General features: G+C 66.5%; 14 protein-coding genes. 3 read left to right on the forward strand and 11 right to left on the reverse strand.

Annotation, left to right across the window (positions count from 1 at the left end; translation table 11 throughout):
• The 10 genes from AC3A3W_RS21375 to AC3A3W_RS21420 all read right to left on the reverse strand — a co-directional run bounded on the left by AC3A3W_RS21375 (position 1) and on the right by AC3A3W_RS21420 (position 9,673).
• Positions 1-669, reverse strand: a complete 669-nt coding sequence (locus tag AC3A3W_RS21375; RefSeq protein WP_487445124.1) for a response regulator — start codon at positions 667-669, stop codon at positions 1-3.
• Positions 666-2,270 carry a sensor histidine kinase gene (locus tag AC3A3W_RS21380; RefSeq protein WP_487445140.1) on the reverse strand — a complete coding sequence of 535 codons (1,605 nt, stop codon included), beginning with the start codon at positions 2,268-2,270 and terminating at the stop codon, positions 666-668. The genes AC3A3W_RS21375 and AC3A3W_RS21380 overlap by 4 nt, the downstream gene beginning before the upstream one ends.
• A 185-nt stretch (positions 2,271-2,455) precedes the next feature.
• The gene (locus AC3A3W_RS21385; RefSeq protein WP_487445125.1) at positions 2,456-3,445 is read right to left on the reverse strand and encodes a cyclase family protein; all 990 of its coding nucleotides are present in this window, start codon (positions 3,443-3,445) and stop codon (positions 2,456-2,458) included.
• Positions 3,442-3,696 carry a hypothetical protein gene (locus tag AC3A3W_RS21390; protein WP_487445126.1) on the reverse strand — a complete coding sequence of 85 codons (255 nt, stop codon included), beginning with the start codon at positions 3,694-3,696 and terminating at the stop codon, positions 3,442-3,444. Before AC3A3W_RS21390 ends, AC3A3W_RS21385 begins: the two co-directional genes overlap by 4 nt.
• A gap of 11 nt (positions 3,697-3,707) precedes the next feature.
• Positions 3,708-5,045, reverse strand: a complete 1,338-nt coding sequence (locus AC3A3W_RS21395; RefSeq protein ID WP_487445127.1) for a TRAP transporter large permease subunit — start codon at positions 5,043-5,045, stop codon at positions 3,708-3,710.
• An 81-nt stretch (positions 5,046-5,126) separates the two neighbouring features.
• Positions 5,127-5,918, reverse strand: coding sequence for an NAD(P)-dependent oxidoreductase (locus AC3A3W_RS21400; protein ID WP_487445128.1), 792 nt, complete (start codon positions 5,916-5,918; stop codon positions 5,127-5,129).
• Positions 5,919-5,937: 19 nt separating this feature from the next.
• On the reverse strand, positions 5,938-6,567 hold the full coding sequence (locus tag AC3A3W_RS21405; protein ID WP_487445129.1) for an RraA family protein: 630 nt from the start codon (positions 6,565-6,567) through the stop codon (positions 5,938-5,940).
• Between the two features lie 38 nt (positions 6,568-6,605).
• Positions 6,606-7,607, reverse strand: coding sequence for a tripartite tricarboxylate transporter substrate binding protein (locus tag AC3A3W_RS21410; protein WP_487445130.1), 1,002 nt, complete (start codon positions 7,605-7,607; stop codon positions 6,606-6,608).
• Positions 7,608-7,664: 57 nt separating this feature from the next.
• Positions 7,665-9,167: a tripartite tricarboxylate transporter permease gene (locus AC3A3W_RS21415; RefSeq protein ID WP_487445131.1), complete on the reverse strand. Its 1,503-nt coding sequence runs from the start codon at positions 9,165-9,167 to the stop codon at positions 7,665-7,667.
• Between the two features lie 2 nt (positions 9,168-9,169).
• Positions 9,170-9,673, reverse strand: a complete 504-nt coding sequence (locus tag AC3A3W_RS21420; RefSeq protein ID WP_487445132.1) for a tripartite tricarboxylate transporter TctB family protein — start codon at positions 9,671-9,673, stop codon at positions 9,170-9,172.
• A gap of 121 nt (positions 9,674-9,794) precedes the next feature.
• On the opposite strand from AC3A3W_RS21420, the gene AC3A3W_RS21425 reads away from it, so the two are divergent.
• On the forward strand, positions 9,795-10,592 hold the full coding sequence (locus AC3A3W_RS21425; protein ID WP_487445133.1) for an IclR family transcriptional regulator: 798 nt from the start codon (positions 9,795-9,797) through the stop codon (positions 10,590-10,592).
• A gap of 145 nt (positions 10,593-10,737) precedes the next feature.
• On the opposite strand, the gene AC3A3W_RS21430 is transcribed toward AC3A3W_RS21425, so the two are convergent.
• Positions 10,738-11,577 carry a DUF2382 domain-containing protein gene (locus AC3A3W_RS21430; RefSeq protein ID WP_487445134.1) on the reverse strand — a complete coding sequence of 280 codons (840 nt, stop codon included), beginning with the start codon at positions 11,575-11,577 and terminating at the stop codon, positions 10,738-10,740.
• 267 nt (positions 11,578-11,844) lie between these two features.
• Here AC3A3W_RS21430 and AC3A3W_RS21435 point away from each other — a divergent pair, with 267 nt between their 5' ends.
• Positions 11,845-12,603, forward strand: coding sequence for a hypothetical protein (locus AC3A3W_RS21435; RefSeq protein WP_487445135.1), 759 nt, complete (start codon positions 11,845-11,847; stop codon positions 12,601-12,603).
• Positions 12,600-12,767, forward strand: a 168-nt coding sequence (locus tag AC3A3W_RS21440; protein ID WP_487445141.1) for a phage holin family protein, incomplete at its 3' end; no start/stop codon positions are given. The genes AC3A3W_RS21435 and AC3A3W_RS21440, both read left to right, overlap by 4 nt.

Genomic DNA, 12,767 nt, shown 5'->3' on the forward strand with positions numbered 1-12,767 from the left:
TCAGCCAGCCTTCCAGGCGTACCGCCGCTCGGGGCGTCCGACGCCGTACTTCAGCGTGACGTCCACCAGCCCCTCGTCATTGAGGTACTCAAGGTAGCGCCGCGCGCTCACGCGCGACGTGCCCACCAGCGCGGCCAGCTCGGCAGCGGAGACATCCCCCGCGGCCTCGTGCAGCGCCCGCTCCACCACCTGCAGGGTCTCGGCGCTGCAGCCCTTGGGCAGCGGCCGGTCCCCGCGTTCCAAGCCGAAGACCCGGTTCACGTCGGCCTGCTCCGCCACGTCTTTGGAGGACGCGAGGCTTTGGTAGGTGTTCCGGTAATGTTCCAGGCGCTCCTGCAGGTCTGTCTGGGAAAACGGCTTGATCAGGTAGTGCACGATTCCGCCGCGGAGGGCGCGGCGTACGGTCTCCACCTCCCTGGCTGCGCTGATGACCAGGACATCCAGCTCCGGCGCCACCTCCCGCAGCCGGTGCATCAGGTCCAGCCCGTTGATGTCGGGCAGGTGGATGTCCAGCAGGACCAGGTCGGGCTGCAGCCGCTGCGTTTCCAGCACCGCCTGGGCTCCGGTGTGGGCGACTCCGACGACGGTGAACCCCGGCGTGCGCTGGATGAACCCGGCGTGGACCTTGGCCACCATGAAGTCGTCGTCGACAATGAGGACGCTGATCATGGCCGCCTCTCCTTGCCGGGCTGTTCGCTGCCCGCTCGCTGGTTATGGAACAGTACTGCCGTGAAGACAGCACCGCCGTCGTTGTGCACTGTCAGCCGGCCGCCGCGGCGCTGGCACACCACGCGCGCCAGCGCGAGGCCGTAGCCCCGGCCGCCGTCCGGTGAATTCTTGGTACTGAAACCCTGCCGGAAGATGTCGTCCATGACCTCCGCCGGGACCCCCGGGCCGGAGTCCTGCACCACAACCCGCACCCCGCCGTCGGCCTCCTCGAGCACCACCTCGACCTCCGCGTCGGACGCGTTGGTGACGGCGTCGAGGGCGTTGTCCACGAGGTTGCCCACCACCGTGGTCAGGTCCCGGGACAGCTCCTCGTCCACGCGGTCCAGCCGGGACTCCGGGGCGAGTTCCAGCGATACCCCGCGCTCCGCCGCCAGGCTGGACTTGGCGATGAGCAGCGCGGCCAGCGCGGGGTCCGCGATCCTGCTGGTCACCTCCTCGTTGAGGCGCGTCCGGTTGGAGGTGGTGCCGTTGACGAACTGCACGACGGCGTCATACTCGCCGATCTGGATCAGGCCGGAAATCGTGTGGAGCTGGTTGGCGAATTCGTGCGCCTGGGCGCGAAGGGTATCCGTGGCCGTCCGGGTTGTGCCGAGCTCGCGCTCAAGGGACGCCAGCTCGGTGCGGTCACGCAGCGTGGTCACGGAACCGATGACGCGCCCGTGCGAGCGGATCGGCATCCGGTTCAGCACCAACAGACTCTCACCGACCAGGACCAGCCGGTCCGGACCTGGCTGGTCCTGCGTGAGGACGTCCGTCAGCGACGGCTGCACGGCGAGGCTGCCCAAGTCCTTGCCCACGCAGTCATCCGGAAGCCCCAGCAGGCGCTTGGCGCTGTCGTTGGCCACCGTGATCCGCTGCTGGGGATCCAGCGCCACCACACCCTCTTTGAGTCCGTGCAGCATCGCTTCCCGGTTCTCCACGAGGCCGGTGATCTCGTCCGGCTCCATGCCCAGGGTCTGGCGCTTGACCCGCCGGGCCAGCAGCAGCGATCCCGCCACGCCCAGGACGCTGGCAACCCCCAGGTAGGTCAGCAGGTTCGGCACGGCATCCCCGAGCCGCTCCATCACGGACGGAAAACTCCTGCCGACGGCCGCGATTCCCACCATTTTGCCGCGTTCGTCCAGCACCGGGACCTGGGCCGAAAGGGCCTCCGATCCCCCGCTGCCCACCAGTCCGGTCCAGGCCCGCCCGGCCATCACCACGCTGTCGCCAAGCTCCATCTTCCGGCCCTCCTGTGATGGATCCGAGGACGTCACCACTGTCCCGTCAGCGCGGGCCAGTGCAACCTGCGAGGACCCCGAGATGGTGCGCACCGATTCAGCGACGGAAGGCAGGGCGGATCCGCTTCCCGGCTGGGCATTGGCCAGCAGGCTGCGGACCGTGGGGTTGGCAGCGAGCGTCTCGGCAGCCGACAGCGCCCGGCGGCCCTCGGTGCGTTCGAAGGACGCCGCGGACTGCGCCAGCGAAATCGCCACCACGGCCACCAGCACGGCGAGCACGATCAGCAGCTGCAGGCGGAGATACTGCCCCGCCAGGGACATTCCTCGCCGTCGAGTCATGTGCTGCTGTCTTCCTGTGTGCCGGTGGGCCGCCGTCGTGCGGGATGTAGGGTGCCGGCCGGTGGTCAGTGCCCGCGAATTCCGCGCCGTTTCGGAGGCGGTGGGGTGAACTATACCGGAATAGCTTCATGAGCCCGGTGCCACGGATAGGCTCGGGCGTTAGGCTGTCACGTCAATGCCGTGGCGTTGGCGGGTGACCCGGTTCCTCCGGTGATGTTCAGAGGCTTGATGCTGATGAAGGCGTCCCAGTTGCCGGTGGTTTTCATGTGCCGGCTGAGCGGTCCAAGCCGCCAGAGCTCACCCAGCGGCATGCCGAGTTTGGCCAGCAGTTGCTGGTGCATCATGCCGTGGTCGTTGGGTGCGGAGTTCAGGAAGGGGCTTGCCTGCATGGCGGGCAGGCACTCGAAGGCAAAGTTGTCGGCGGCAAGGAGTGCGAACCGGCGGTCCCACGCCCAGGCGACAAAGTCCCGCGACTGGGCAACCCCGGTGGCCCGCCGGCTGTCCCGGGTCCGCTGTTTGTCCTCCGGTGGCAGCGCCAGGAACCATTCGCACCAGCCCGTGTGGAGCATGAGGATGTCTCCCGGCCGGAGGATCAGCGACTGGGCCCCGATTGCCGCCTGGATCAGGTCAAGACCGAGCGGTTCACCTGCCGCATGGTCGATGGGCGCCCCCTGGCCGGCGCGGTATCCGTCGAGGTCGACCAGCACTCCCCGGCCGGCGATGGGGTTGTCTGCCCATTCCTGGACGCCAAGGTCCGGGGTCCCTTCTTTGATCCGGTCATCCGGGGTGCCGTTGTAGAAGCCGACGTCGTCAGCCCTCCGGTGCCTGAGCCCGTCGATCTGTGTGGATCCCTGGAGGTAGTACCCGTCCAGGTAGTCGTCGCGGTGGGCCGGATGTGAGGAGTAGATGGTGTGCCGGGGGGCCCGGCGCTTGAGCGACATTCCGGGATCGAAGGCGTCGGCCGGATAGTCCAGGCCGAAAACCGAGCCGGTCCTGATGCAGTTCCTTGCTTCCAGGACGGCGTCGCGGGTGATGAAGGAGGGCGTTCCGCGGTCCGGTTGGGGAAACAGGCCCCAGGACGTGCCTGCGAGCCTGCCCTCCCGCCCCAGCAGCCCGGCGAATGTCGGGTAGGTTCCGTCCTCGGCAGGGCCGGTCATCGCGTTGTTGCTTCCTGGGGCTGCCCCTGGTTCTGGTGGCGCTTGTAGCTGAGGAGGAAACCGGCGATCGCGCAGATGGAGGCCGCGATGCACATCGGGGTCTTGATGGCTTCGTTCAAGAATTCCAGCCAGCTGCCTTGGCCTGCGATCAGCGCAAGGGCCTGTCCGGCCACGAACACCACTCCTCCCAGGAGCAGGGCGGCGAGGGTCAGGACGAAGAGGACTTCGACGGCCCGTCGGATCTGGTGCATGGATTGGTTCCTCAGATGGGCAGTACGCCGACGATGATCAGCACGCCGATGGCAAGCAAGGGCAGGGCGTAGTGGGTAAGCAGGCGGGCGAAGGTCTTGACCGGATCGACGTCCGCGATGCCGCAGGCGACATACAGGGGCGCCCCTCCGGGCGGGACCGCAGCTTCGCAGGAGGAAAAAACCAGCACGGCGACGGCGGCGGTGGTCGCCGGGACGCCCGCGGCAACCAGGGTTGCGACGCCGACGGTTCCGACGGCGGCCATCGTCGCCGTCGCAGACAGCGGGGCGGCCACGGCGATGACAATCAGCCCAATCAGGATCGCGAGCAGCCACAAAGGCAGCTCCATCTGGTTGAGCAGTGCGGTCATCTGCTTCGGGAGCCCGGTGGCGGCGAGGGCGTTGGCTCCGGCGAAGGCAAAGACCACCGTCACGCCGACAACACCGAACCTGGGGGCGGAGTCCTGCAGCAGCGACCACCAGGCACGGCCGCTGCCCGGCAGCTGCTTCCTGCCCAGTAGGGCCCCGGTGATGATGAGGACCACCGGGATCCAGACGATGACGCTGACGGACTTGGTGACATCCCCGCCGCTCCAGTCCGAGAGAGCCGTGGCGATGGCTCCGGACGTAATGACCAGCGGGATGGCCACCACGACGAACAGCAGCATCGTCGTCCAGCCGCGGCCGAAAGCCGCCCGGACCGGCAGCCGGTGAGCGGCGTCCAGCGGGGCCATCCCGCTCTTGCGTATCAGCAGCCACGTGACAATCAGCCGGTGCAGGAAGCACCACAGACCGCCGATGAGCAGGGGCAGGACGAGGTCGTTGACGTCCAGCAGTGGTCCGACCGTTGCCGACCCGACGAGGACGAACATCGAGGCGCTGAACGGGAAAGTGATGCCCATTCCCGCGTTTCCCGCCACCAGCGTCGCCGCCGAGGGTTTGTCCAGCCGGGATTTCTCCATCCAGGGGATCGTGACCGACCCGACGGTCGCGGCGATGGCTGCCTGGTTGTGGACCACCCCGCCCAGGCCCGCGGACGCCACGGTCGAGACCCAGGCGGGCCCGCATTTGACGCCGCCGATCAGGGAGTTCAGCAGGTCGATGAGCCGGTCCAGCACGCCGGTCTTGTCCAGCAGGTACCCCATGAAGACGAACGCCATGGTGGCATAGACGATTTCGTCCGTCACGGCCGAAGACAGCGCTGCCCATCCGGTCTGTGCCGCGGCTGCCCCAGTGAAGGGAAGCACCACAAGGAATCCCAGGATCATGGCCTCCCCGACGCTGCGTTTGATCAGCGTGGTCCAGAGCAGGATGACCGCGAGGTAGGCGCCAAGGGCCCAGATGCCGATCATGCTGCCGCTCCTGACTGCGATTCATTGCGGATGGAAGGTTCACCGCGGGGTTCCTGTTCCTGATTCTGCCTGATGCCGGAGTCAGCGCAAGGCCGGCACCGTCTGTGCCGTCTCGGCGGCGATGCGCGTGAGGGCGGTGGCTGAGGCGGTGGTCATCTCGGCGGGGACTCCGAGATCTTCCGAGAGGTAGCTGGCGGTGTCCTGCATTTCCTTGGAGCGGCGCAGGGCATGCTTGGCGGTTCCAGTGAGGAACCTGTCGATGACTGCCTGCCCGTCACCGGCGAGCTGCCGGGCGATCTGGGCACGGATCCACTCCTCCAGGCCGGCGGCCCGTCCGGCGGTGACCGCTTCAACGACGACGGAGGCCAGGCCTTTCATCAGAACGCTGCGGAGCAGCTTGTGGGCCATGGCCGCCCCGGGTTCCCCGTCGGCGATTTCGACGTCGGCGCCCAGCGGGGACAGCAGGTCAGCGACTGCCCGGGACCCGGGGCCGCTGACCATCAGGGGGGTCTTCACGCCTTGCGTGGGGACAGGTCCGAGGATGGCGACGTCGGCAAAGAGCGCCTCGCCTGGCAGCTGCCCCAGCTCCTGCATGACGTGGGGTGAGGAGGAGGTGAAGTCCGCGTAGCAGCTGCCAGCCGGGAGGGCCGGCAGGCATTCCCGGGCGACGCTCCGCGCGGCGGCCGCTCCCGTGAGAACCAGGACGATATCCGCCCCGGCGCACGCTTCTGCTGCGGTTGCGGCCCGGATCACCCCGGCCGGAGTGGATGGTGCGACGGGATCGAATCCCGTCACGCTGTGGCCTGCGGCGACGAGGGCGGCCGCGTAGGTGGCTCCGGCCTCACCGAGGCCGATGACGGTGCACGCTGTCATTGTCGTGTGTCTTTCTTGCTTAGTGGCGGTCGGCGACGATGGCCGCCCGCCGGTTGGTTTCGTCGGCGAAGACCGCTTCGGCGGCGTCCGCCACCTGGGCTGCCTGTTCCCGAGGGATGACGACGACGCCGTCGGAGTCACCGATGATGACGTCACCCGGGAGGACGGGGACGCCTCCGAAGGAAATGGGGGTGCCCAGTCGGGAGGGTCCGTTCTTGTACGGACCGGCAGGGGTCACGGCGCGGGCGAAGACGGGCATGCCGATTTCGCCGAGGGCTTCGGCGTCCCGGGCTGCGCCGTCCAGCGCGAACCCTGCCAGGCCCAGGTTGATGGCGCGTTCGCCGATGAGTTCACCCAGCAGGGCCCGGGATTCGTCCCCGCCGCCGCAGACGACAATCACGTCACCGGGGCGGGCGAGCTGCAGTGCACGGTGGATGCCCTGGTTGTCCCCCGGCCGGGTCCAGACGGTGAACGCGGGTCCGGCGAGGCGGGCGCCAGGCCAGATGGCCTGGATGGCCGAGTCTGCGACTCCGAGCCGGTCCATGGCGTCGCCGATGTTGGCGGCGGGCAGTTTGGCGAGGCGGTCGACCACGTCCCGGTCGGGGCGCGGGAAGTCGGCGTCGATGTCTTCAAGGACGGGAGTTGTCATGGTGGGTTCTTCCGTGGAGGGTGTGTCGGGAGGAGGGTTTAGTCTTTTTTCTGGACCAGCGGGAGGACCTTCTTGAAGTCCTCCTCCTGTCCGGCCCAGAACGTCTCGTAGTCCTTGCCGGCGAGGTAACTGGTCTGCAGGCCGAGGTCGTTCATCTTCTGGACGACGGCCGGGTCCTCGATGGCCTTCTGGATTGCCGCTTCGAGCTTCTTGGCGACGGCGTCAGGCAGCCCGGCCGGTGCGGAGTAGCCACGGGCGGTTCCGGCTTCCACGTCATAGCCGGATTCCTTGAAGGTGGGAACGTCCGGCAGCGAGGGTGAGCGTTCGGCGGTCATGATGCCCAGGACGCGTGCCTTTCCCTGTTTGGTCAGGTCGTTCACGTCGCTGACGTTGGCCACGAGGATGTCAACGTGCTTGCCCAGGAACGCGGTGGTGGCCTGGGAGGCGCCTTCGGAGAAGTGCACCGGGGCGAATTCGGCGCCGGTGGTTTCCTGGATCTGGGCCAGGGCGAAGTGTTCGCCGGTCTGCAGTCCAGTGGTGCTGGCTGTCATCGACTTCGGCTGGGCCTTGGCGGCGCCGAGGAGTTCCTTGAGCGACTTGTACGGACTGTCGGGCTGCACGGCGATCACCGCGGGGTCGATGACCTGCCGGCCGAGGGGCTGGAAGCTGGCGCGCGTGTACTTGGCGCCGCGTGCGGGATCCAGCGGTGAGACGACGACGGACGGGGATCCGGTCGCGCCAATGGTGTAGCCGTCCGGCTTGGCGCTGGTCAGCTGGGTGTAGCCGATCTGTCCGCCGGCTCCGGGCTTGTTGATGACCTCGACGTTGGTGCCGAGTTCCTTCTCCAGGATGGGCTGGACAAGCCGGGCTGCGGTGTCCACGGCTCCGCCGGAAGAGAAGGAAACGATCAGGTCGATCGACTTTCCTTTCTTGGGGAAGTCGTCGCCGGCGGTGGTGGCGGTGCCGGCGTTGGCGCCGCAGCCGGTGAGGGCGATGAGGGCTGCTGCGGTGAAGGCTGCTGCGATGCGTGTGCGGGTCAAGGTTCTTCTCCTTTGAAGGGGTGAATCAGGTCTGGGGACGGATTATTGGTGTGGGGTTTAGGTTTCGGGGTCTTCGTCCAGCGCCTTGGGCTTACGGAGCTTGAGCAGCGGGCTGAAGATGATCAGGACCCCGATGCCGATCAGCACCATGGAGATGGGGCGGTTGACGAAGATGCCGAAGTCGCCTTGGGAGATTTCGAGGGATTCACGGAGGGACCGTTCCATGAGGGGTCCGAGAACGAGGGTGAGCACCATCGGGGCGAGCGGGATCTGCAGGTGCCTCAGGGCGAGACCGAGCAGTCCGAAGCCGATCATGACGAACACATCGAAAACGCTGAAGTTGATCGTGTAGGCGCCGATGACCATGAAAAGCAGGATCAGGGCCGTCAGGATCGATGCCGGCACGCGGAGGATGGAGGTCCACAGACCCACCAGGGGGACGTTCAGGAGCAGCAGGAGCAGGTTGCCGATGAAGAGGCTGGCGATGATCGCCCAGGCGATTTCGGAGTTCTCGGTGAACAGGGTCGGCCCGGGGGTGAGGCCCTGTTGCAGGAACGCCCCCATGAGTACGGCGATCGTCGGCGAGGCCGGGATGCCGAGCGTGAAGAGCGGAATCAGAGCGGCGTTGGCGTGGGCATTGTTGGCTGTTTCCGGCCCGGCGACACCTTCCACTGCCCCCTTGCCGAGTTCGTTGCGGTGACGGGAGAACTTCTTCTCGGCACCGTACGCAAGCAGGGACGACACGGAGCCGGTCATGCCGGGGATGAGGCCGAGGCCGAAGCCGATGCCTGTGCCGCGGGCCATCGACGGTGCGCTGCGCCGCCATTCCGTCCGTGACGGCAGCAGGGACCGCAGCCCCGGGGCATGAACGGTGGCGGCGTGCGGGTCCTTGCGGTAGGACAGGATTTCGGACAGCCCGAAGACACCGACGATGACGGCGACAAAGCTGACGCCATCAAGCAGCCTGTCCATGCCGAAGGTGAAGCGGGGGGCGCCCGCCACCGGGTCGATGCCGACCATCGAAATCAGCAGGCCCAGCGCTCCGGAGATGAGGGCTTTGACCATCGACTTGCCGGCCAGGGCGACCAGCAGGGAGATGCCCACCACCATCAGGGCGAAGAACTCCGGCGGGCCGACGAGCAGTCCCAGCTCCCCGAGCGGTTTGGCGGCCGCGACCAGACCGAGCGTAGCGATGGTTCCGCCGACAAAGGATCCGACGGCGGCGATGGTCAGGGCGGCTCCTGCCCGGCCGATCTTGGTCATGGCGTAGCCGTCAATGGTGGTGATGGCGGAGGCCGCTTCTCCGGGAGTGTTCAGCAGGACGCTGGTGATCGTTCCCCCGTAGGCGGTGCCGTAGAAAATGGCGCACAGCATGATGATTGCCCCGGTCGCATCCAGGTTCATGGTGAGCGGGATGAGCAGGGCGACGCCGGCGACGGGGCCGATGCCGGGCAGCACGCCGATGATGGTGCCCAACAGGCAGCCGAGGAAGGCGAAAATCAGGTTCTGCCAGGTCATGGCGGCGGCGAAGCCGCCGAGCAGGTCGTTGAGTATGTCCATGTCTAGAGTCCGATCAGGTTCAGCGGAGAAAAGGCCGAAACGGGCAGCGCGACGTTCAGTCCGTAGTTGAAGGCGTAGAACGCTCCGACGCTGCCGGCCAGGGCGATGATCAGTGATGACACCCAGGTCCGGCGTCCGCGAACTTTCAGGTGGTACATGAGGAAGAGGAACATGCTCAGCTGAAATCCGAGCAGGTCCATCACGGCTGCCAGTACGGCCAGGCTGACCACGACGGCAATCACGAGGCCGCGGTCAACGCCGTCGGGAGTCTCGCTGGGGCGCCGCAGCTCCTGCAGGAGCCAGACGACGGACATCGATACCAGCACCGCGCCCATCGCAAACGGGAACAGCCCGGGGCCGGGGCCAAGGGAGGTCCAGAGGCCGAGCTCCAACGAACTGACCAGCACATACACGCCGACTGCCACGAATGCGCCGATGCCCACCAGCACGGAGGGGGCGACGCGGGCGGCGCTCCCGGGTTTGGTCATTACTGACTCCGTTGTCATCGTTTCCTTCTTACGTTCCGTGGTCCTTCATTTCATAGAATGAAAGACTATTGCGTCTGAAGAAATAGTGACAGGAGACACAAAGCCTGTCAAGCGCAAGGAAGTTACATAGAATGAAAGAATGACGGTACGTTCGACACACTCAGCCTCCACCGAGGACGGCCCGAAGGCCGGGAACATGCGCTCACTGTCCAGGGCGATGGAGGTCTATGCCGAACTGCAGCGCGCGGAGCGGCCCCAGCGGCTGAGTGATCTGGCCAGAGCCTGCGGCATGAGCCTGCCGACCACCCTGCGGATCCTGCGGGTCCTGCAGGATTTCGGCATGGTCAGCCAAACCGACAAGTCATACCGGATAGGGCCGGCGGTCCTGCCCGCCGCCCGAAGCTACCTGGAGAACGATCCCCTGGTGGTGGCCGCGCGGCCGATACTGCAGCAGGTGGCCTCCCAGACGGGACTCACTGCATCCCTGTACACGAGGCTTGGCTTCGAAAGGATCCTGGTCGCGCGCGTCGACGGCGACTCGCCCCTCCGCTACGACCTGCCGCTGGGCAAGCGTCTCCCCCTGACAGTGGGGGCGGCCGGGAAGATCCTGCTGGCCGCGGCCTCGGAGGCCGAACTGCAGCAGGTGGTGGCTGCGGCCATCGCGGCCGGCCATGAAGAAAGCACGTTTACGCCCGAGGGGCTTCGCGCACGCCTGCCGGAGCCAGGGGTCGACTACGCATACTCCTCCGATGAGCGTGCAACCGGCGTCCTGTCGGTCGCCGTCGCAGTCCCCAACAGGAGCGGCCGTCCCAGCGAATCGATCGCACTGACCAGCCCCGTCGAGACAGCCACCGAAGCCGGCCTCAAAGCCGGCGTTCCGGAGCTCCGGCGCGCCGCGGGCCGGCTCTCAGAACTCCTGGAAGGGTCCGTCTACTAGTCCGCCGGCGGCCTTGCGGCGGGCGGCTCGAGGAAGCGCCGCTTAACCTGCGGTTGTTCACCCGAATACGTGAACGCCCGGCCTTAACCAAGTAAAGGGGCCAGGGCGAATGCCCTGGCCCCTTACTTGGTCGCTTATCGCGCTGTTACCGGCGGGTGTCGTCTACACCGTCGGTTTCGATGCGTTCCTTGCGGACTTCCTCATCGACCGTCACCTGGTCAGTGACTGTTTCGGTATCAAGCCGGACCCGTTCGACCGGGACAGTTTCCTTTTCGATCACCGGCCGCTCCTCATGGAGGGTTACCTCATGCTCCTCGTCGCTGAGGTCCGGCCCGGACAAGGCAGGCCCACGGTTGGCCTCTGTAATGGGTTCGCGTTCGATCCGCACTTCTTCGCGCTGAACCGGGACGGTCCGGGTGACATTCTCGGTAGTGACGTACTTCCTCAGCCGCGCCCGACCCGTCGCCTGCTTCTCGGTGCCCACGTTCAGGCGCTCCTCAGACCGGGTCATGGCGTCATCCGTGGTCGGCCCCGACGTGTCACGGCCCACGGTGTCGCTTGCGTCTGCGGCGTTGAAACCGCCTGAAGCAGCCAACCCGCCGTCGGCCTCTGCCCGGCCATAGTCTCCATCCCGGCCGGCGGTCGTGCCGGCGTAGGCGCTGCCGGCGCCCCCGAGCCCGTAGTGGTCGTAAAGGCGGTCCTCTTCGGAGGGCTCCAGGTGGCCGTCGGTGTCCACCCGGGGCGCGTCCTTGACCTGGTCCTTGGTGTACGGGACGACGACGTCATCACCTTCACGACGTGCGCCTTCGAGCGGGATGAAGGACTCGGAAGTCCCGAAAAGCCCTGTCTTGACCGTGACCCACTTGGGCTGACCGTCGGCGTCGTCCGCGTAAACCTGGCCGACGGACCCGATCTTGTCACCGTCCGTGGACAGGACGTCACCGTTGCGGTTGAGCAGATCGTCGATGTGTTCCTTGGCGAGCATGAAGTCTCCTTGGATGTGGTTTTTGTGCTGGCAATGCCTCCCTGCAGGACATCGCCAGCCACTACCATAAGCATGCTTAGTAAGTATTTGGCAAGCATGCTTAGTATCTGGTTGTCGGATGCGGCGCTCGCTCGCCATCAACAGCCTGCGTCACCTTGCGGGACAATTGGCAAGTATGCTTACTATCTATTAGTAACCATGCTTACTGTTTTGAACGGCGTGATGGTTCATCTGCAGCAGCTACCCCTTACCGGAAAGAGAGCAGTGATGACCGAAAACCAATGGCCGCAGACGTCCGATCCGTACCCCGCGGACCCTTACGGCACCGTACGCGCCACGGAACCAACCACTCCGCAGAGCGGTTCGTCCACCAAGACGGACGCCGTCAAGGACGAGGCAGCGAACATTGCAGGCCGGACGGGCGGTGCCGTGCAGAACGTGGCGGGCACCGCGAAGGCCGAGGCGGCGAATGTGGCTGCCGAGGCAAAGACCAACGCCAAGGACCTGCTGCACCAGGCTAAGTCAGACCTGACCAGCCAGGCAGGCGCCCAGCAGCAGAAAGCCGCAGAAGGAATCAGGACCGTCTCCTCGCAGCTGCGTTCCATGGCCGACGCGCCGGACCAGCAGGGCGTGGCCTCGGATCTCATCCGCCAGGCCGCCGACCGATCAGAATCTGTTGCGTCCTGGCTCGACAACAGGGATCCGGGCTCGCTGCTGGACGAGGTCAAGTCCTTCGCCCGCCAGCGACCGGGCACTTTCCTGGTCCTCGCCGCCGGAGCCGGTGTGCTCGCTGGCCGTCTCGGCCGCAGCCTGCAGGCCGGTGCCCCTGCAACAGGAACCACGACCGGCACCTCAGGCGGCGTCCTGCCGCAGTACCCCGTACAACCGCCGGCTACTCCGACGACGTATGCAGAGACTGTGTACGGTGAGCCTGCCCGTCCGGGCTTTGAAAGCAACGGTTCTGCGGGCGTCCCGCTGCGCGATCCTGATGACCCGTACGTCGAGGGCGGAGGTCGTCCACTGTGAGCAGCCAGATACCGGAGACACCTCCCACCGCCGCGCATGCCAAAGCGGACACCACGTCCCTCGGGGATCTCCTGGGTGATGTCACCCCCGACCTCTCCACCCTAATGCGTCAGGAAGTGGAACTGGCCAAGGCAGAAGCGAAGCAGTCAGCCACGAGGGCCGGG

The sequence above is a fragment of the Arthrobacter sp. Soil_N43 genome, assembly GCF_057655195.1.